Genomic DNA, 20,346 nt, shown 5'->3' on the forward strand with positions numbered 1-20,346 from the left:
CAGTTTACTGCCAATTATCAAGGACTTGACATTTTACTTTCATAACAATTTGGTTAATGGGGCATTGATATTAAGGGGGAGGTGATAGGGAAATAATCTGTAACCCTTACCCTGTCACCTCTACCCTGTAACCTAATACGCTATTCCCTTCTTCACCCCCGACTCACTCTAAAACTTGGGAATTAATTATTCAGTGGGCTAACGCCGTGATATCCTGGTCTCAAAGAGTGGTTAGTACCTCAAATTAAAGTTATAGTATTGAGTCTAGCTATTATCTAGCTATTATTAAGTTATGTGTGGTACGAGAGTGCATCTGTCACTTAACCACATAGCTCAGTTTTGTGTTGTGCTGGCTTTTTGCATTTAGCTCGTAGTATATTCATCATCTTTGGTAAACAAGTTTGTAGCCAATACATTTGTTTCTTTACAGGAAGGATGCTTGTTAAACCCCTAAATGCAGATATCTCCCTTTTTCTGATAAATAGCGGTTTATTGTATAATATATAGTTATAGTTATTGATGAAAAAATTGGCGTTATTTTAAAATGCAACATTATAAAAAAATGTATTAAATATATAAAGATATATTAAATGAAAGAAAAATTTAAACCTATTTAAAATGTATTTCCAGACTGCGATCGCTATTTAAATATAACTAAATTGTCCATTGTTCCAAGAAATTGCAGATTAAGTCTCTTAATAAGGAGGAAGCAAGTTTGTCGAAATCCTATCGTTTAGCTATTTTAGGAGCTACTGGTGCAGTAGGCACAGAGTTGCTGGAATTATTAGAAAGTCGTAATTTTCCGGTTGCTGACTTGAAGTTATTGGCATCAGAGCGGAGTGCGGGGCGATCGCTGCGGTTTCAAGGTGAAAATATACCAATAGAGGCAGTGAGCGATCGCGCCTTTGAAAATGTCGATATAGTACTAGCTAGTGCAGGCGGTTCCACATCCAAAACTTGGGCAGCAGTTGCTGTGGAAAAGGGCGCAGTGGTAATTGACAACTCCAGTGCTTTTCGGATGAACCCGGAAGTTCCCTTAGTAGTACCAGAGGTGAATCCCCAAGCTGCGGCGCATCACCAAGGCATTATTGCTAACCCCAACTGCACAACAATTTTAATGTCTGTGGCAGTCTGGCCATTGCATAAAGTTAAACCAGTGCAACGCATCGTCGCTGCAACCTACCAATCTGCTAGTGGTGCTGGGGCTAGGGCAATGGCAGAAGTTAAAACCCAAACAAGCGCTATACTACAAGGACAGCCAGCGATTGCCGAAATATTGCCTTATCCATTGGCATTTAATTTATTCCCGCATAACTCCCCATTAAACGATTTGGGTTACTGTGAGGAAGAAATGAAAATGGTCAACGAAACCCGAAAAATATTTGGTACGCAGCAAATCAGAATCACTGCAACCTGTATACGGGTTCCCGTACTCCGCGCTCACTCAGAAGCCATTAATTTAGAATTTGAGACTCCCTTTAGTGCGAAGGAAGCCAAAGAAATTTTAAATTCCTCCCCGGGAGTAAAATTGGTAGAAGATTGGGGAACGAATCATTTTCCGATGCCAATAGAAGCAACCGGTCGAGATGAAGTTTTAGTGGGAAGAATTCGCCAGGATATTTCTCATCCTTGTGGCTTGGAATTATGGTTATGTGGCGACCAAATTCGCAAAGGTGCAGCATTGAATGCAGTACAAATAGCCGAATTGTTAGTAGAGAAAAATCTACTTAAACCATTAGCTATTAGTCATTAGTCACTTGTACTGAGCGTAGTCGTAAAGCCTGCGGCATAGCTACGCTTCGGGCGCAGCCTATCGTAGAGAAGTATTAGTCATTGGTAATTAGTAAAATGACAAATGACAAAGGACAAATAACAAATGACTAATGACACTTGAAAGCAATTTGCAGATAGGTTATTACAATAGAGAACCACCAAGATATAAAAACATGGGTAATCAGGAGTGAAAAAAGGGTGGGAGATTTTGGCAATGTTTTAACCGCTATGATTACGCCATTTAAAGCAGATGGTAGTGTCAACTATGATGTAGCGGCAGAACTGGCGGCGCATCTAGCTAACAACGGTACAGATACATTGGTGATGTGCGGCACAACCGGAGAATCCCCGACACTAAGTTGGGATGAGGAATACCAGTTGTTTGTCGAGGTATTGCAGTCCGTGGCCGGAAAAGCCAAGGTAATCGCAGGTTGTGGATCGAATTCCACCAAAGAAGCGATCGCAGCCACCCAAAAAGCGTCTAAAATAGGAGTACATGGTTCCTTACAAGTTGTTCCTTATTACAACAAACCGCCGCAAGCGGGATTGGAAGCGCACTTTAAGGCAATAGCACAAGCCTGTCCCGACTTACCGTTGTTGTTATATAATGTCCCAGGTCGTACCGGACAAAACCTTCAGCCAGAAACAGTTGCCCGGTTAGCTGAGGTTAACAATATTGTCGGGATTAAAGAATCCACTGGTAATATAGATCAGGCTAGCGTTATTCGTCGCTTGACACCAAAAGAATTCCACATTTATTCTGGTGATGATTACATGACTTTGCCCTTGTTAGCGATCGGGGCAAAGGGTGTGGTAAGTGTGGCTTCTCATCTGGTAGGAAACCAACTACAGCAGATGATTCAAGCTTTTAGGGCGGGAAAAGTTGAGGTAGCAAGCGACATTCATCTCCAATTATTTCCGTTGTTTAAAGCTTTATTTCTTACTTCAAATCCCATTCCAGTGAAAAAAGCACTGCAACTTCAAGGTTGGGAGGTTGGTTCAACTCGTCCGCCGCTATGTGAAGCTGATTTAGAAGTAAGTCAAAAGTTAGAAGCGATTCTGAAAGAACTTAGTTTAATTTAACCACCAGCTATTTAAATGTTGATACTCTCCTCCTTGCCAAAGATACATATACACAACGATCGTAATTGTTCATAAGTTGCATTTAAAAACCTGTGCTAGGACTGATAGATATACTATGAATCCTTGAGTTTTACAGTTGATTTTATTGAATAAAAAATTGAAATCTTCAATTAAAACTTGATTGCTTTGGGACTGGCTTAAAAGACAGATGTTGTCTGAAATACAAGGAAAGTTAACTATCAACTTAATTAATCAAAAGTAACAATCTAAGGAGAAAATGGCTAAAAACGAAGCTAATAATTCCGCCTTGAAAATTATTCCTTTGGGCGGTTTGCATGAAATTGGTAAAAATACCTGTCTTTTCGAGTATGACGATGAAATTATCCTGTTAGATGCAGGATTAGCTTTTCCCACAGAAATGATGCATGGAGTCAATATTGTTTTACCAGATATGACCTATCTGCGGGAAAATCGGCACAAAATTAAAGGGATGATTGTTACTCACGGTCATGAAGACCATATCGGCGGGATTGCTTTTCATCTCAAGCAATTTGATATCCCAGTGATTTATGGCCCCAGATTAGCAATGGCAATGCTAGAGGGTAAATTAGAAGAAGCAGGAGTCCGCGATCGCACAGAAATCAGAACAGTTCTACCACGTGATGTGGTGCGGATTGGCAAAAACTTTTTAGTTGAATATATCCGTAATACTCACTCCATCGCTGATAGTTTCACAGTTGCCATTCATACTCCCCTGGGTGTAGTTATTCACACAGGGGATTTTAAAATCGATCACACCCCAGTGGATGGTGAAAAGTTTGACTTGCAACGCCTAGCAGAACATGGAGAAAAAGGCGTTCTTTGTTTGCTAAGTGATTCCACTAACTCAGAAGTGCCAGGATTTACACCTTCAGAACGTTCAGTTTATCCCAATCTGGAGAGAGTATTTAGTCAAGCACCTGGGCGATTATTTGTCACGACCTTTGCTTCTAGCGTCCATCGCATCAACATGATTTTGGATATTGCCAAGAAGCAGAATCGTGTAGTGACAGTTGTCGGGCGTTCCATGCTGAACTTGATTGCTCATGCCCGCAATTTAGGTTACATCAAGTGTGAAGATAATCTGTTGCAACCATTGCACGCTGTCCGCAACCTACCCGATGAAAGAGTGCTGATTTTAACTACAGGTTCTCAGGGTGAATTGATGGCAGCCATGACCCGCATTGCTAACAAAGAACATCCTCACATTAAAATCCGCGAAGGAGATACAGTAGTATTCTCTGCTAACCCAATTCCCGGAAATACGATCGCTGTAGTCAACACCATTGATAAATTAATGATTCAAGGTGCGAAAGTGGTCTATGGACGGGATAAAGGAGTTCACGTCTCCGGTCATGGCTGTCAGGAAGAACAAAAACTGATGATTGCCTTAACTCGACCGAAATTCTTTGTGCCATTTCACGGCGAACATCGGATGCTAGTGAAGCACGCAGAAACGGCTCAGAGTATGGGCATTCCCGCAGAAAACACGATTATCATTCAGAATGGTGATATTGTCGAATTGACAGAAGATGCCATTTGCGTCGCTGGGAAAGTGCCATCTGGTATAGAACTGGTGGATACTACTAGTTCGGGTATGGTAAGTGCGAAAGTGCTGCAAGAACGGCAACGCATGGCTTCAGAAGGCATCATCACGATCGCAGCTGCCATTGATTGGAATGGTAAACTGTTAGCAAAACCAGAAACTCACCTCCGGGGTGTAGTTACAAGTGTAGAGCGATCGCTCCTGCAAACCTGGGTAAAACAACGCATTGAAGAAATCCTCACGGTGCGCTGGACAGAATTTGCTCCTGAGCAAGGTGAAGCAGCAGATATAGACTGGGGTGGATTGCAAGGTACTTTAGAACGAGAATTGCAACGTTCCATCCGTCGGGAATTGCAATGCCAGCCATCTGTGACTTTGTTGATGCAAATTCCTGATGAGCCACCTGTAAAAGTTGCTGATGGCAGAAGACGGCGGACTCGGACTGCTGCTCAAGTAGCATCATAGGGCAAGATAACAATTTAACAAAGAGGCGCAAAGACGCAGAGTTTTTCTGAAGGTCTTTGCGCTTTGGCGTGAGATAGGGTCTTTTATTATGGGTATAGTATTTGCCTATAGTTCTTGGAGGCGATCGCTATGACTAAAACACCAATAAAAATTAATACTCTGGAAGAGTATATAAATTTTGATGATGGCACCGACAAGCGCTATGAAATTCAGGATGAGGTGCTGGTAGAAATGCCTCCTGGTACTGGCAAACATGAGGCGATTATCACCCTACTGTTAGTTCGCTTTTTTTTAGAAATTCAAAAAATGGGATTGTCTTTACAACCGCGCCCTAACGGTACAGAGGTGCTGACCAATAAACAACTTAGAAGACCTGATGTTTGTGTAATTACTAATGAACAGGCAAAAAGTATTGAGAGTACCTCAGCTATTCTTAAGACTGCCCCACCCCTTTTAGTTGAGGTAGTTAGTCTCGAATCTATTGACCGAGACTATAACCAAAAAACCTCTGAGTATGCGGCGATGGGTGTGGTCGAGTATTGGATTGTTGACCCCCTGGAAAATAAAGTAACTGTGTGTTTACTAAATCAGGGCAGTTACAAGCAAACTGTGTTTATCGAAGACCAACGGATTGTTTCTCAAACGTTTCCAGCATTAACCCTGACAGCCCAGCAGGTGTTTTCAGCTTAAGGTTGTTTGGTTTTTTTGCGTGAAATCAAAAAAATACTGATTGCGTTCGTCGTTCGCGTTAGCGTCTCCGAAGGAGAAGACGTTGCCGTTGGCGAAGCCTCTCGAAGAGAAGGCATCGCCTAAATCTTGCAATATTCAACACGGCATAGGGATCTAACTTGTTAGGTTGCGATCGCCTCAAGCAACTCCAACCAATATCTCTTCATTTTTATCGTCTGCTGAAAGATACAAATCTCTCCACTGCTCAAAGTGGTCAAGATACCATCCTTCCCGACCTTCATCTCTTGCAAACAGTGTTTCAGGATCGATTTGTCGTAAAATGCTTGCTCCTTCACTGACTAGCTCACGGGATATCAGTCCCAATGACTCCTCTGCTGACAATAGAGTTGGAGCAAAAGTTTGATCTCCGAACATGAGCTTTTCAACAATCTCATCGGCATTCGCAAACTTTCTTCTCGATAGCTCTTGCGACAAACGTTTCTCGATCTCAGCAGATGATTTTTCTAGTGTTGCTGTTCTATCTTCAATCCCTGGATAGGCTTGACGAGTAAGCCTTAACTCAGACCGCAATTGTGCGATTACCCGATTTGCTTCTAGCTCAGATCCAAAAGTCTCTTGTTCTGTTTCGATAACATCTTCCACGATTTCGTCAATCTCTTCAGGCTCAATTTCAAAAAAGCGGAAAATGCCGCAACCATAGGGGAAAAGATAAGCTACAAGGATATTGAGTGCCTTTTCACGTAGAAGCCGTGCATACAGCGTACTGTCAGGAGGAATTGCGCTGTAGAATACAGAAACCATAAGCAAGCTCATCTGATTTTAACGCTTCAGACTGTATCATTCTCAAATTGCCACTGCCAACCTAGTTTTGTGAAATGCAATCGATTCTACTCGCTCGACAATCATTACTTCTACGGTATTCAGCCAGCGATGAACAAGACACACTTACGTGAGAAAGTGGGAACACGGAGAGGAAAAATGCCTTCTAGAGTATTACTGATGTTTATACTTAGCAAAAATTCTTTTATAAAGACCTTATATTAAGTTCTGTAAATGTTACACTAAAACCTATCCAATGATGGATGTCTTTATTAAAATTTAAACTGTGTCAAGTTATGAACAAGATCGTAATATTACACTACCGATCCCCAGAAATTTGCGATTAACTTGACGTAGTAATAAATTAGGTTCTGACTTAAGTGGCTAATCAGGTATTACATTATATCGCAGTCAGAACGCGATTTTTCCGGGAAAGTTCGTTGCCACGTTGTATATATTCATCAAAAAGGTGAATAGCCTCAATAACACAGAGGGTTAACCATGAAGGTATTCGACAATACCACAAAAAAGATTTTTCTGGCTAGCTGGGTATCAATCAATCAAGCAGAGACTACTGACCATAAAGTAACCCAGTTAAACCATTCTCCTTCCAAGCCTTATTGGGATATTCTCCAACCCTTACGGCAGCGAGTAGAAAACATTCAAGTCCGCGATCGCCAACTAGCTCACCGTTTGTGCAAACTGATTCCATCTCAGTGCCCCTTTGAGCGCGATGTCAAATTATTTGGCAAGACCTTGTTTCACATCCCGCCGATGTGCAAGCTCAACCCCTTATATGAAGAAGTGGTTGGTTTACGTTTCCGAGCGATGTGCTATCTAGCCGATGAATGCGGCGAAGATATATCTCAGTACTGTTGAGGGAAAAGTTAGGAGTAAGGAATAACGACTCAGGGATCAATAATATAACTCCTAACTCCTAACTCTCTGCTATTTTTTACTATTTTTTTACTATTTCTTTTGCCATTTTTGGATGGCATCCTGAGCATCTTCGTAAGCGCCTGTCTCCTCTGGCACTAAGGCTGCGGTTGCAATTGCGGCATTACGTTCTCCTTCGGCGGCGCGACGCTTTGCCAAGTCTAAAATTTTCTCACTCCATTTATCGATCGATTTTTGGGCAGTATCGAAGCCTGGTTGTCCGGGTGGTACTTTCTTGGCAACTTCGATCGCCCGATTGTAGGTAGATGCCTGTTCGGGCTTAATTAAGGCATTCGCTGCATCTAAAAGAGTTTTGTTACTCACATACTGCTTACCCTCTAAGCGCCACAGGTTAATTGCTGCTTGTGCCTTCGCGTAGGGGGCTTCATCTTTGGTAATTAATCGAGCCGCAGCAATAGCGCTTGCATACTGTCTTTGTTTAGCACGACCTTCTGCTAAATCTAAAATCATCTGGCTCCAAATCTTAATATTCTCCTGAGCTTGTTCGTACAGTGGTTCGCCAGGTTGAATTTTTCGGGCTGTAGCGATCGCCATACTCAAATCGCTCGCCTGAGTTTGTCTGAGCGACATTTTCGCCAGGTCTAATACTGCTTGATTCCGCTTTTTCGACTCGGAACTAGAGGTTATTTGGGCGCTAGATTGATTTTTGAGTCTAACTGGTGGAGTGCGTAGGCGTAGCCCGTCGGAGACATCGCTTGGTAAATTTTCGACAACCTGGCGATCGCTAACAGTAGCATTGGGTAATGCACTTGATATTTGCTTAATTCTAAAAGTTTCTTGATTGCGCAGAAAAACTACGGCGATTAAACCTGCTACCAGTAAGCTGCCTCCGCCCCACAAGATAAACTGTTTCCAAAAAGGGATGCTTGGCTGATTCGCTGGCAATCGAGAGACGTAACCTTTAGAGGAATTGGGGATAAATCTTCCTTTGGTATTCACTCCCAAGGAAGTTTCCGGCATTGGCTGGGCAACTAATCTGCTACCCGACTCCTGGGCTTTTTGACCTTTCGCCTGTTGGGAGGAGTTCACACTAACTTCTCCCCGTCTGCCTGGATCTGCTGAAGTTCTAGCAGAATCGTCGAGACGAGGAGCTGCAAGGGCAACAGCAAAGGATTCTTCAGGATAAATTACGGGTTCTGGTTGAAAATTATTTTCCATTGCCAATTTTGGCAAGATTACTTGCTGCCTTGATGGGATGATCGTGGCGGGGTTTTGGATAGGACGCCAGTGGTGGTGACATAACTTTGGCACGATCAGGCTGAGGTAGCTTTCTAAATCTGCCAAGTTGCTGCCATTACCAGAACGCAAAGCTTCTAACAAAGCTGCTGTAAAGAATCCGTGACCTAATTCGCTACTCTCATGGGAAAATTGCTCTGGTTGGCAAGAAAGAATAGTCGCCAGTTGTAGTTCTTGGGCTAGTTCTATTGTTTCTTCACCAACGGGAGCATCCGCTTGAGTGCCAAAGGCGCGGTTGATATCGAGTAGTAGCAATACATTTAGGTTAGCAAGTTGCAGACTTTGCATTAGCGATCGCAATTCTATGCCAGTCTCTTGCACCAGTTCCGGGTTGCCCTCTGCTGGCATTAAGTAATCTTTACCCTTGTAATTAACTCCATAGCCGCTAAAAAATAACCACAGATAGTCTTCCGGTTGCCAACTTGTTGCTGCCAAATCTTCAAGTAGCAGCAAAATATTTTCCTTCGTCGGGTAAGTCGATCTATCCCCAATCGGCGGCGAAGTATCTGTCATGACTAGACAGTGCTTGGGGAGAAAACCTGCCTCTGTTACCAAAAAATCTTCTAGTGCCTCAGCATCTGCTTGGGCACAACTTAAAGGTTGAAATAACTGATATTGATTGATACCAATCGCGATCGCCCAGTAATTTGCCATCCCGCTCTTTGTCAGTTATTGTTGTTTGCTGGTCTTAAAATTGCGGTTGGCTTTGTCAAATCAAACAAAGCTAACCTATGTCTTATAGTCTAGGTGATTCTGATTGAATCTTAAGTTAGAATGTAATTTTTATTACGTTATTTAGCCGGAAAATACCTTTACCTAATTTCAATAACAGATCATTACTAAGGAGATAGAAGGTCATGAGCAAAATTTCTGCTCACCTACCATCATCGCTCGCTCCCTTTTCAGTTATTAGCCAAATTGCCAGAAGAATCCGGATAATTCCTTTAGTAGTTTTGCTCATATCTACTGTTCCTGCGTGGTTTTTGATGGAAGCGATCGCACCGCAGCTTGTGCGAGCTTACACCGCTAGAGTCGATCTAGCTATCGACCGCCTGCCAGAAGAAAACTATGAAACCGTTCTCAGGAGAGCGGAAGCGGTCGCTAGGGCAGCTGCTCAAAGGAGCTTCGACCAAGATATCTTGGTGACAGATGTTTCCATCATTGTGTCCGTACAAAATTATGGAGCGATCGCACCAGTCTTGACATTAGATGTCAGTCGTCCTCAATGGCGATCGCGTCCTGATGCTCAAAATTGGGCCACTTACTTCAAAACTGCGCGATCTTTACTTTTCTTTGAAAATAACTCTAATCAAGTTCCAGCAGCTAGCGCTGTGTCAACGCCAAAATGACGGGTTGAGCTAGAAGTCCGAGCCGAAGCTTTTTTGGCTCGGAACCTTGGGGGAACTTAGGGACTTCCAAATAAAAAATATCCCAAATTTTCTTGTGGGATGGGTGTCCTCACCCGTCCCATATTCAGGGCGGGCAGGATGCCCACCCCACAAGATGGATAATTATTTCTTGTCAGTCCTTAAAAGAAAGTCATTCTTGCTGTTCCCGCGTCCTAGTGTCAGTCTTAACCCAACTTACTTATTCCTGACTCAACTATTGTCTTTGGCGTCAGTGGATGGCCTAGAATAAGAAGGTTGTCAAAAATCGCGATATCTGCTGACATGGCTGTTCCTAAGAAGAAAACTTCCAAATCAAAACGAGATAAACGTCGAGCTACCTGGAGGCATAAAGCCGTCGTTGAAGCTCAAAAAGCCCTATCTTTGGGTAAGTCAATTTTGACTGGACGTTCTACATTTGTTTATCCAGCTGCTGAAGAAGAGGAAGAAGAATCATAATTTCTCAGTCAGGAAAAGCACGAATAGCACCGATAGATTTGATTGCCAAACTCAACAATCAAACTTCCGATCGCTAGATAAATGCTTTTTCTTAGCTTTCCTGATTGCATTATGAGTCATAGACACTCTACATAAGCTCATTAGATCGAAAAAAATTGGTAGTGAGTAATTGGAAATATCCATTACCCATTACCTATCATTCAAGAGTTTATATAAAGAGTAAAACATCTGGTGCTGTTGGCAACTCAGCAAAAAAGCTTGTAAACATCTTGAGAAAACTTATTTTTCTCTAATTATGATAGGAAAATTTTTTCAGAAACCAGGTAAAGAAGAAAGCGAACGCGTCCCTCCTGGTCAACACTTAGCTAAAGGTTTCCCCGTATTAACTTACGGCGAAACTCCCAAAGTCAGCACTGAGGAATGGGAGTTTCGAGTTTGGGGTTTAGCAAAATCTACTACCTTTAGTTGGTCAGATTTTATGGCGCTACCTCAACACGAATTCACAGCTGACTTCCACTGTGTAACGCGCTGGTCTAAACTTGATGTCAAATGGACTGGCATTAAAGTTACAGATTTCATGGGTCTGATTGAATTAGACCCGAAAGTAGCCCACGTTATGGAACACTGCTATGGCGGCTACACCACCAATATTTCTGTAGAAGATTTTCTGCGCGAAGAAAACTTCTTTGCTTTTAAAGTCTTTGGTGAAGACCTTCCATCTGAACACGGTGGGCCGATGAGGCTAGTTGTACCCCACCTCTACGCTTGGAAAAGTGCTAAGTGGATTAATGGTTTGGAATTTTTAGCTGCTGAAGAACTTGGTTTTTGGGAGCGCAATGGCTACCATCGCCGTGGTGAACCTTGGGCTGAGGAGCGTTACAGCAACGCTTTTGGGATTTAATAGTTAGAAGTTAGAAGTTTAGAGTTAGGAGTTAAAAATTCATAACTCATAACTCATAACTCATAACTCATAACTTCTATCCTAAAAGTTTCTTGATTAGCGGCAATTTGCCCTGATATGGAGCGTATCGCCATTTTAAATCGAGCCAGAAGGAGTTTTGCAATACACTTTTCTGATGGGAAAAGGTGTCAAAGCTAGCTTTGCCGTGATAGTTGCCAATACCGCTATCTCCCACTCCACCAAATGGTAAAGACGAGACACCAACCTGCATAACTGTGTCGTTAATACAAACTCCACCAGAGGAAGTTTCCTGCAAAACTCGCTTTTGCAGGTTTTTATCTTGAGAAAATAAGTATAACGCCAAAGGTTTGGGTCTAGAGTTAATCAAGGCGATCGCTTCTGCAATGTCAGTATATTCAATGATGGGTAGAATAGGGCCAAAAATTTCTTCTTGCATGACAGAATCTTCTAGTGAGACATTATCAATTAGTGTTGGAGCAATATAACGCTCTGAAGGTTGATTTTCTCCACCGATGACAACTTTTCCATCTTTAAGAAAACTAACTAATCTCTCAAAGTGTTTTTCACTGATAATCCGGGCATAATCAGGGCTGTTTACAGGATTATCACCATAAAATTCTTTTAAAGATTTTTCCAAACCATCTATTAAATCTTTCTTGATTGTTTTATTAACTAAAAGATAGTCGGGGGCGATACAAGTTTGTCCCGCATTAATAAATTTGCCCCAAGTAATTCGTCTGACAGTATGTTCAATATTAATGTCAGTATCTACAATGCAAGGACTTTTGCCACCCAATTCTAAAGTCACTGGTGTGAGATATTTTGCTGCTGCTGCCATGATGATTTTGCCAACGGCTGTACCACCAGTAAAAAAGATATGGTCAAACTTTTCTGCAAGTAGTTTTTGACTTGCTTCCACGCCTCCTTCAATCACTGCAAGATAAGCAGGGTCAAAATATTTAGCAATAATCTTAGCAATGACATCAGAGGTATGAGAAGCAATTTCTGAAGGTTTGATAATTGCACAATTTCCGGCTGCGATCGCACCTATTAAAGGTGAGATAATCAACTGAAATGGATAGTTCCAAGGGCCGATGATTAAGACAACCCCTAATGGTTCTGGATAAATTTTCGCTGAGTAGGAAAAAAAATCCCAGGAAACTGCTGCTTTTTGGGGTTTAGTCCAGTTTTGAAGATGTTTGATAGCGTAATCAATATCCTTAACTACGCTGATTTCTGTAAGATAAGTTTCTACTTCTGGTTTATGTAAATCCGCTTGTAATGCCTCGACTATTGACTGTTCATGTTCGATAATTGCTTGCTTAAGATTTTTCAGTTGTTCAATGCGAAAAGTTACATCTTTAGTTTTGCCCGTTTGAAAAAACTCTCGCTGATTCTGGATAATATTGCCAATGTTAGATAATTCAGTGGTAATCATTGTTTTTTCCTATTAAAAACTATTTGTTTAATGCTGTTATCTCAGCATATTTGATTTTTCAATTCTTAGCATTTGATTTTCTGATTTAATTTTTTACTTTAAATTATCGTAGATACTAGTAAGGTTATAAATCATGAATTACCAGGATAAAAAACTCTATAATTCATAATTTATAATTACTAGTTTTTCATGCTTTGGTGGGTAGAAGCACAATAAATACACTACCTTTGCCCAACTCGGAATTAAGCAGAATAATGCCTTGATGTGCCTCGACAATTCGACGAGCAAGATACAGTCCTAAGCCACTACCAGAACTCTTATGACTGCCTTGGCGAAATCGTTCAAATATAGTGGCTTGTTCTTCAGGGCGAATACCTGGGCCAGTATCCGCTATTTCAATTCTAATGTAGTCAACGGAATTGGATGTTTCAGAGAACTGAGATTGATTACTTTTGTTGAACTGCCGTTGAGAAGTAAAACGAATAGTAATAGACCCGGAGTCGGTAAATTTGATCGCATTTCCGATGAGATTGGTAAATAAACGATGTAGTTCCAAGCGATCGCCCATCACTATATTTGTGACTGACTCTTCAGTAACATCCAAATTTAGGGACAGTGTTTTATCTTGAGCTAAGGGTGACAATTCTCCAGTCACTTCATCTAGTAATTGACCCAGATTAACCGGTTGAAACGCCAAACTTTTGCGACCCGCTTCAAAACGATAAACTTCCAATAAAGTATTTACCATAGAAAGCAGGTTGATATTGCTACGGGCCATGATGGCGATTACTTCTTGCATTTGCGTTGATAATGTTCCCAATGCACCTTGCTGAAATAGCATCAACATTCGATCGGCAGCTACCAAGGGAGTGCGTAAGTCGTGAGTGAGACGGGAGACAAAATCTTCTCGCTGGCGGGCAATTTCATCACGTTCATCCATACTATGCTTCAAACGTAGGAGCGATCGCACTCGTGCCAGCAATTCGTCTACTGTTACAGGTTTGCGGATAAAATCATCAGCACCCAAATCTAATCCGTGGGCGACGTTGGGCGCATCGTGGGCAGTGATCAGCAATATGGGGATATACTGCGGCAATTTCATATCTCCACGAATGTGCTTGGTAACTTCGTACCCGTCCATACCTGGCATCATCAGATCCAGCAGAACTAAGTCACAAGGAGAAGCTTTCAATTCTGCCAAGGCCGAAATACCATTTTCTGCGGTGCTAATGGTGTAACCTTCTTCCTCCAAAATAGTTTTGATCAAAAACACGTTATCAGGAGAGTCATCGACAACTAGAATTTTGTCAGAGCGAGAAGATTGTGAAGTCATATAGATGCAAGGTACAGGGTAAAAGTAAATTTTTAGGGAAACTGGTTTATTGGTATAGTTTTTCTATATAACGCTCAAATATACTTTCTACAAAAAAATTGTTTACCTAGAAGTTTATATAAATCCATTTCAAAAACTACTTTACTTACCTTTTTAACAGATAGCCACAAGCTAATGAAATTATGGCTCGTAAGCTTCTAGAACTGAATACAGAGGATGGCGGCACGATTTTGGTAGCAGTTGAGTTACCAGATGGCTCAGTAGGTCGTGTATCACCACCTACAGGTGATTTACCTATAGAAAAAGTAGAGGCAAGCTTTGATGCCGTTAAGGATTTGATTGTTCGCGGGTGTCGCCCAATTACAAAAGCATTTCGTACCTTACAGCAAGAATCGCAACCTGTGAGCGGAGAAGTTGAGTTTGGGTTGAATTTTACCGCCAAAGGCTCAGTTTATGTAGTCGAATCTAGTGGACAGGCATCACTGAAGGTGAAAATAACTTGGAAACTGGCACTCGAAGAAAACAAGTAATAAATTTTCATGAGTTGGGAATTAGTTAAAGCTTGTACCGTGGCGATCGCTACCCCAGAAGGTTACATCCAAGGCACGGGCTTTTTTATCTCACCCAATGGACATTTACTCACCTGTGCCCATGTCGTTGAGTCGGCAGGGGGTTGGGAAGAAGTCCGAGTCAATGAGCAAAGGGTTGAGTTGGTTTATTTAGGCGATCGCACTCTCACCACAAAACAGGCGATCAACGTGTTATGCCAATACATCGGTGTGTTATGCCAATACATCGACGTGTTATGCCAATACATCGACGTGTTATGCCAATACATCGGCGTGTTATGCCAATACATCGACGTGTTATGCCAATGCATCGACGTGTTATGCCAAGACATCGACGTGTTATGCCAAGACATCGACGTGTTACGTTAATGCATCAGAGCGATCGCTCATTGCCCAGAAGTGAGATTATCTAAGAGTTGCTGAAATTCTGTTGTAGAAAAAATTGCGATCGAACTCTCATCAAAAAATAGGCGATCGCTCATTCTCCAGACGTGAGACTATCTAAAACTTGTTGAAATTCTGCTGTGGTAGGAATTGCGATCGCACTTTTATGAAGCATTTTTAGCACAGATGGTTCTTCTATCCCATTGATAACTTCGATAATAGAGCTTGGCACTTCTCCAAAGCGCGTTTCTAGAACTGTAATGATGCTTTCTCTAGCAGTTTCGACAATTCCTTCTTCTTTTGCTAGCCTTTCAATACTAGTTACGTACCGCATTCTATCTGCCTCCTCGTAACTTCTTACTTCTGTTTTAAAATTAAGTGCCAACTCTTTTGGCAAAACCATTATCCAGTCGATAAACCGAAATAGTTCCCGAATATCTTCCCGGCTATATCCCCGTTCATACAGCCGTCTGACTAAGCTTAGTTTCCACTGTAGCCGATTTTGTGGGTTTTCTTGCGTTGCCTTGGTCTTGAGATGCGCCATCACAATTGACTATCGTAATCAGTAAGTTGCTCGGTCATGAATTAGAACAAAAAGTACCTCTGTGCCATTGGTAAAACTGTTGCAGGTTCGCAAATCAGCAATTCACCATCTGCCCTAACTTGATATGTTTCTGGATCAACTTCAATGTGGGGTAGTGCATCATTCAGCTTCATATCCCGCTTACTCAATTGGCGTGTCCCAGAAACTGCAACTGCTGCTTTTTGTAAACCTAACTGGCTGGGAATTTCTTTCTCTAAAGCTGCTTGGGAAACAAAAGTTAATGATGTGGCATGACGCGCCCCTGCAAAACTACCAAACATCGATCGCATATACACTGGTTGCGGTGTGGGAATACTGGCGTTAGCATCGCCCATTTGCGCCCATGCAATCATTCCGCCTTTAATCACTATCTCTGGTTTCACGCCAAAAAATGCCGGACGCCACAAACATAAATCTGCTAATTTTCCCTCTTCCACTGAACCCACATATTGAGCAATTCCGTGAGCGATCGCTGGGTTAATCGTATACTTAGCAACATATCTTTTTGCCCGAAAATTGTCTGCTCTTTGCTCTGTTCCTTGTGCGTTAAGACTTCCTCGTTGCACCTTCATTTTGTGAGATGTCTGCCAGGTGCGAATTATCACTTCGCCCACTCTTCCCATTGCCTGAGAATCGGAAGAAATTATGCTAAATGCGCCTAAGTCGTGCAAAATGTCCTCTGCGGCAATGGTTTCCCGACGGATGCGAGATTCGGCAAAAGCGACATCTTCAGCGATCGCAGGGTCGAGGTGATGGCATACCATCAACATATCTAGGTGTTCATCTAAGGTATTTAGAGTATAAGGACGTGTGGGGTTAGTGGAAGATGGCAGAACATTAGCTTGGCTGCAAACTTTGATGATATCTGGTGCGTGTCCTCCACCTGCGCCTTCGGTGTGGTAGGTGTGGATGGTACGATTTTTGAAAGCTGCGATCGTATCTTCGACAAATCCGGCTTCGTTCAGAGTATCAGTATGAATCGCTACTTGCACGTCATATTCATCGGCAACGCTGAGGCAAGTATCAATTGCTGCGGGTGTAGTTCCCCAATCTTCATGGAGTTTTAACCCCATTGCACCGGCGGCTACTTGTTCTACAAGTCCTTGGGGTTGACTGGCGTTACCTTTACCCAAAAATCCTAAGTTGACAGGAAAAGCATCAGCAGCTTGCAACATTCGGTAAATATTCCAAGGGCCGGGGGTGCAGGTAGTGGCATTTGTACCTGTGGCGGGGCCAGTACCGCCACCGATCATGGTGGTAATCCCGGAAGCGATCGCCACTTCAATTTGTTGGGGACAAATAAAATGAATATGGGCATCAATACCGCCAGCAGTGAGAATCATTCCTTCACCTGCTAAGGCTTCAGTTCCGGGGCCGATAATAATATCTACATTGTCTTGAATATAAGGATTTCCTGCTTTACCAATTTTGAAAATCTTGCCATCTTTAATGCCGATATCTGCTTTGACAATACCCCACCAATCGAGAATTAAAGCATTAGTAATTACTAAATCAACAGCACCATCGGCGTTAGAAATGGGGGATTGTCCCATTCCATCGCGGATAACTTTACCGCCGCCGAATTTTACTTCATCGCCGTAGGTGGTGAAATCTTGTTCAACTTCAATAAATAATTCTGTGTCTGCAAGTCGGATGCGATCGCCTACTGTTGGCCCGTAGGTTTCGGCGTAGGCGCGGCGATCCATTCTGTAAGGCATATAAAATCCTTTTTTTTAACGCAAAGGGACGCAAAGGGAAGCGCAGAGGTACGCGGAGGTTTTTAGAGGTTTCCGTTAATTTTGGCGTTGAAGCCGTAGACTTGGCGAGTACCAACGAGGGGGATTAGAGTTATTTCTTTTTCGTCGCCTGGTTCAAAGCGAACTGCGGTTCCGGCGGGGATATCGAGGCGCATTCCTTTGGCTTGTTCTCTGTCAAAATTTAAGGCGGTGTTGACTTCATAAAAGTGATAGTGGGAACCTACTTGTATGGGGCGATCGCCTGTATTTGACACTAGCAATTTTATAGTTGGACGACCAACATTCAGTTCAATTTCACCTTCTGGTGTAATGATTTCTCCAGGAATCATAATAAATTAAAAACTAAAAAATTAACGAATTGGACTATGTACTGTCACTAACTTTGTACCATCAGGAAAAGTTGCTTCAACTTGCACATCATGCACCATTTCCGGTATCCCTTCCATGACATCATCTCGCGTTAAGAGAGTTGTACCATAACTCATCAATTCAGCTACAGTTTGCCCATCTCTTGCACCTTCTAAAATGGCAGCAGAAATATAAGCAACTGCTTCTGGATAATTCAGTTTTAAACCCCTTACTTTACGTCTTTCTGCTAATAAAGCAGCAGTAAAAATTAATAACTTATCTTTTTCCTGCGGCGTAAGTTGCATTCTTGCCTCTTCCTTCGCGTCCTTCGCGCCTTCGTGGTTCGTTCAAAGCTGCCACACTCTTGGTATACAATTACCACGATTTAAAAAAGAAACTCGCAGCAACTGCCAAACATTAATAAACCAGTTTCTAACCTCAGATGTAGAAGCACCGCGATATCGACACAATAATCCATGTTGTAACCGACTAACACCCGCTTCTCCTTTCCCATCCCATAAATTTCGCGTTTTTTCAACAATTTCTCCTGAAACTGAACCACCAACCCAAACTAGACTACCTACTATTGGTTTTCCAGCCAACCCGTGGGGACTGTGAAAAGTTTCTTCGCTACCCTGTAACCATTGCCGATCGATCCACAAGGGAACATCTTGCTGCCAAATTTCCGTGTGCGATCGCCATTCCCCTTGCAAGAATTTTTCTCCTCTAGCACTGCGACCAAACCGGGTAATTTCCCAGCCTAACCAACTGCCCCCGGTTGCTAATTCTACCCGTAAATCTTGCCGATAAATCGCACCGTTAAATAAAATTGTCTCTTGCGGCAACCACTCCAAACAAGCGCCAGCATCAACTTGCATCTCGATGTTTTGTCTAGCTTGTAAGCCATTACTGCGGTATATCTTGCTTGCAGCAGCTGTAGTGATTAGGGCTTGGGCTTGGGGTTGGAGGTGAATGTTAGAGGATAAGCGATCGCCTCCCACCATTCCCCCAGCCGTGTGTAAAATGACGCTATGACAAATTTCCCCTTCTGGGTAAAATGGACGTTGTACCTTCAGGGGCGCTTGTTGGCGATCGTAAATTAATTGGGTTTTACCCTGGCGATCGGCATAGACTAAATTAAGTTTGCCATGCCAACCTTCTGCTGCTTGCGGATTGCAGGTCATTTATAAATTCAAGATTAAAGTTTAGATATCTTATATTTATTTAATGCATTCTCTGCTACTTTACTTGCAATTTATCATTGTTTTTCGCCCAGGTGTACGCTAGTGCGATAGACCATATAGATAAAACCACTCTCATTACGAAAGCGCTGATATAATTCTTGAAACCTATCAATAAGCTGTTCGTATGCCAAGCCTTCACGTGGCAAATAAGAAACACTCATTGCTCGCCCAATAAGTCCAGTTAAATCTAACTGTTGCCTATAAGTAAAAGTATATTCGTGGATGTTAATAAAATAGGGAGTTACTAACAGTGGCTCTACCGACTGCATTCTAGATTCTGCTGGGTGATTATTAGATACTTCGCGGACTATTCGGCTATATTCTGTAGTTAAGGTATCTTCTTTATCGCGGTTATTCCACACGACAGCCAAGCGTGCTGATGGTTTTAAAATGCGGTGAAATTCTAATAAAGTTGGTTCGGAATTGAACCAGTGGAAAGCTTGAAAACAAGTAACTAAATCAATTGAATTATCAGGTAATTGGGTAAATTCTGCTGTTCCATCACGAAACTCTATTAAAGGATGTGGTTTAGCAGCTTCTCGCATCGCCGCATTTGGTTCTATGGCTATGACATTAACCCCTCGTTCAGCTAACAATCTTGAAGAAATTCCTGTACCTGCACCAATATCTGCTGCTACGAGTTGTGAATTTTCACCTAATCCTTGCAAGATAATATCAATTGCATCTGCGGGATAGCTTGGTCGATATTTTACATAATCCGCTGCTCTGTCAGAAAATCGGTTAAGTGGGTTTAAGGTATGTAAGGGGGTTGTTTCAGGATTAATTTGACTCATAAGTTTTTATAGAAAAGAAGAAGTGCGTTGGCGTAGCCCGTCGTAGACATCGCTGTAGTTCAGAAAAGCGATATCATAACAATTAAACCGCTCTAAACAGTAACATCTACATACAATAATGGAAAGATTGCTAAACATCCACATTGAAAAACTACCTGAAGGCGTTTATTTAGCAACATCTGATGAGCTTCAAGGTTTAATAGCTCAAGGACGGACTGTTGCTGAAACTTTAGAAATTGCCCGTGATGTAGCGCGTAAGTTATTAGAAGCACAATCTCAGGATAAAGAACTAGATTATTTGCAACCAATATCTGAACAATTTAACTATCCTTTAGTTGTAGGTCAGTAGTCAATTAATGGGACGGCTAGCTGGGTTTAGGTACAGAGAGATTATCAAAATATTAAAAACCTTTGGCTTTATGTTTCATCGTCAAGCCGCAGGGAGTCATGATATCATGTCTCCCTGCGGCTTTATGTTTCATCGTCAAGCCGCAGGGAGTCATGATATCATGTCCGGATGAT

Annotated in this window: 21 protein-coding genes; 11 read left to right on the top strand and 10 right to left on the bottom strand. The window is 42.2% G+C overall.

The features are described 5' to 3' along the window. The first annotated feature begins 715 nt into the window (after positions 1 to 715). From RMZ95_RS25010 to RMZ95_RS25025, 4 genes are all read left to right on the top strand, one after another. Entirely contained in the window at positions 716 to 1,753 is a 1,038-nt protein-coding gene (locus RMZ95_RS25010) for an aspartate-semialdehyde dehydrogenase (protein ID WP_322684869.1), read from the top strand. A 218-nt stretch (positions 1,754 to 1,971) separates the two neighbouring features. Then, on the top strand, positions 1,972 to 2,856 hold the full coding sequence (gene dapA / locus RMZ95_RS25015) for a 4-hydroxy-tetrahydrodipicolinate synthase (RefSeq protein ID WP_322669676.1): 885 nt from the start codon (positions 1,972 to 1,974) through the stop codon (positions 2,854 to 2,856). A gap of 277 nt (positions 2,857 to 3,133) precedes the next feature. Further along, on the top strand, positions 3,134 to 4,906 hold the full coding sequence (locus tag RMZ95_RS25020) for a ribonuclease J (RefSeq protein ID WP_322684868.1): 1,773 nt from the start codon (positions 3,134 to 3,136) through the stop codon (positions 4,904 to 4,906). Between the two features lie 129 nt (positions 4,907 to 5,035). Beyond that, positions 5,036 to 5,596 (top strand): Uma2 family endonuclease, encoded by a 561-nt coding sequence (locus RMZ95_RS25025; protein WP_322684867.1) that lies wholly within the window; start codon positions 5,036 to 5,038, stop codon positions 5,594 to 5,596. Between the two features lie 177 nt (positions 5,597 to 5,773). On the opposite strand, the gene RMZ95_RS25030 is transcribed toward RMZ95_RS25025, so the two are convergent. Further along, complete coding sequence (locus RMZ95_RS25030) at positions 5,774 to 6,397, bottom strand: hypothetical protein (protein WP_322684866.1); 624 nt, start codon at positions 6,395 to 6,397, stop codon at positions 5,774 to 5,776. Positions 6,398 to 6,916: 519 nt separating this feature from the next. On the opposite strand from RMZ95_RS25030, the gene RMZ95_RS25035 reads away from it, so the two are divergent. After that, positions 6,917 to 7,294 carry a Mo-dependent nitrogenase C-terminal domain-containing protein gene (locus RMZ95_RS25035; RefSeq protein WP_322684865.1) on the top strand — a complete coding sequence of 126 codons (378 nt, stop codon included), beginning with the start codon at positions 6,917 to 6,919 and terminating at the stop codon, positions 7,292 to 7,294. A 90-nt stretch (positions 7,295 to 7,384) separates the two neighbouring features. On the opposite strand, the gene RMZ95_RS25040 is transcribed toward RMZ95_RS25035, so the two are convergent. Next, positions 7,385 to 9,262: a caspase domain-containing protein gene (locus RMZ95_RS25040; protein WP_322684864.1), complete on the bottom strand. Its 1,878-nt coding sequence runs from the start codon at positions 9,260 to 9,262 to the stop codon at positions 7,385 to 7,387. Between the two features lie 203 nt (positions 9,263 to 9,465). On the opposite strand from RMZ95_RS25040, the gene RMZ95_RS25045 reads away from it, so the two are divergent. From RMZ95_RS25045 to RMZ95_RS25055, 3 genes are all read left to right on the top strand, one after another. Beyond that, on the top strand, positions 9,466 to 9,957 hold the full coding sequence (locus RMZ95_RS25045) for a hypothetical protein (RefSeq protein WP_094348614.1): 492 nt from the start codon (positions 9,466 to 9,468) through the stop codon (positions 9,955 to 9,957). A 321-nt stretch (positions 9,958 to 10,278) separates the two neighbouring features. Next, entirely contained in the window at positions 10,279 to 10,452 is a 174-nt protein-coding gene (rpmF, locus tag RMZ95_RS25050) for a 50S ribosomal protein L32 (protein WP_094328804.1), read from the top strand. Positions 10,453 to 10,747: 295 nt separating this feature from the next. Further along, entirely contained in the window at positions 10,748 to 11,353 is a 606-nt protein-coding gene (locus RMZ95_RS25055; protein WP_322669681.1) for a sulfite oxidase-like oxidoreductase, read from the top strand. Between the two features lie 76 nt (positions 11,354 to 11,429). On the opposite strand, the gene RMZ95_RS25060 is transcribed toward RMZ95_RS25055, so the two are convergent. Together RMZ95_RS25060 and RMZ95_RS25065 are read right to left on the bottom strand one after the other, a co-directional pair. Further along, on the bottom strand, positions 11,430 to 12,812 hold the full coding sequence (locus RMZ95_RS25060; protein WP_322684863.1) for an aldehyde dehydrogenase: 1,383 nt from the start codon (positions 12,810 to 12,812) through the stop codon (positions 11,430 to 11,432). 187 nt (positions 12,813 to 12,999) lie between these two features. Further along, positions 13,000 to 14,145 (bottom strand): hybrid sensor histidine kinase/response regulator, encoded by a 1,146-nt coding sequence (locus tag RMZ95_RS25065; protein WP_322684862.1) that lies wholly within the window; start codon positions 14,143 to 14,145, stop codon positions 13,000 to 13,002. A 182-nt stretch (positions 14,146 to 14,327) separates the two neighbouring features. Here RMZ95_RS25065 and RMZ95_RS25070 point away from each other — a divergent pair, with 182 nt between their 5' ends. Both RMZ95_RS25070 and RMZ95_RS25075 read left to right on the top strand, forming a co-directional pair. After that, the gene (locus tag RMZ95_RS25070; protein WP_322684861.1) at positions 14,328 to 14,675 is read left to right on the top strand and encodes a CU044_2847 family protein; all 348 of its coding nucleotides are present in this window, start codon (positions 14,328 to 14,330) and stop codon (positions 14,673 to 14,675) included. Between the two features lie 9 nt (positions 14,676 to 14,684). Next, on the top strand, positions 14,685 to 15,083 hold the full coding sequence (locus tag RMZ95_RS25075) for a serine protease (RefSeq protein ID WP_409883733.1): 399 nt from the start codon (positions 14,685 to 14,687) through the stop codon (positions 15,081 to 15,083). A 109-nt stretch (positions 15,084 to 15,192) separates the two neighbouring features. Here the strand turns inward: RMZ95_RS25075 and RMZ95_RS25080 are convergent, their stop codons facing one another. The 6 genes from RMZ95_RS25080 to RMZ95_RS25105 all read right to left on the bottom strand — a co-directional run bounded on the left by RMZ95_RS25080 (position 15,193) and on the right by RMZ95_RS25105 (position 19,824). Beyond that, the gene (locus tag RMZ95_RS25080; RefSeq protein ID WP_322684859.1) at positions 15,193 to 15,642 is read right to left on the bottom strand and encodes a hypothetical protein; all 450 of its coding nucleotides are present in this window, start codon (positions 15,640 to 15,642) and stop codon (positions 15,193 to 15,195) included. Positions 15,643 to 15,683: 41 nt separating this feature from the next. Next, positions 15,684 to 17,399 (bottom strand): urease subunit alpha, encoded by a 1,716-nt coding sequence (ureC, locus tag RMZ95_RS25085; protein WP_322684858.1) that lies wholly within the window; start codon positions 17,397 to 17,399, stop codon positions 15,684 to 15,686. Between the two features lie 62 nt (positions 17,400 to 17,461). Further along, entirely contained in the window at positions 17,462 to 17,767 is a 306-nt protein-coding gene (locus tag RMZ95_RS25090) for an urease subunit beta (RefSeq protein WP_322684857.1), read from the bottom strand. A gap of 21 nt (positions 17,768 to 17,788) precedes the next feature. After that, positions 17,789 to 18,091 (bottom strand): urease subunit gamma, encoded by a 303-nt coding sequence (ureA, locus tag RMZ95_RS25095; RefSeq protein WP_322669692.1) that lies wholly within the window; start codon positions 18,089 to 18,091, stop codon positions 17,789 to 17,791. 42 nt (positions 18,092 to 18,133) lie between these two features. After that, on the bottom strand, positions 18,134 to 18,970 hold the full coding sequence (locus tag RMZ95_RS25100; protein ID WP_322684856.1) for an urease accessory protein UreD: 837 nt from the start codon (positions 18,968 to 18,970) through the stop codon (positions 18,134 to 18,136). Positions 18,971 to 19,044: 74 nt separating this feature from the next. Then, positions 19,045 to 19,824 carry a class I SAM-dependent methyltransferase gene (locus RMZ95_RS25105; protein WP_322684855.1) on the bottom strand — a complete coding sequence of 260 codons (780 nt, stop codon included), beginning with the start codon at positions 19,822 to 19,824 and terminating at the stop codon, positions 19,045 to 19,047. A 118-nt stretch (positions 19,825 to 19,942) separates the two neighbouring features. On the opposite strand from RMZ95_RS25105, the gene RMZ95_RS25110 reads away from it, so the two are divergent. After that, positions 19,943 to 20,173, top strand: a complete 231-nt coding sequence (locus RMZ95_RS25110) for a type II toxin-antitoxin system HicB family antitoxin (RefSeq protein WP_322684854.1) — start codon at positions 19,943 to 19,945, stop codon at positions 20,171 to 20,173. The last annotated feature ends 173 nt before the right edge of the window (positions 20,174 to 20,346 follow it).

The organism is Nostoc sp. DedQUE07, from assembly GCF_034530975.2.
Lineage (GTDB): Bacteria > Cyanobacteriota > Cyanobacteriia > Cyanobacteriales > Nostocaceae > Nostoc.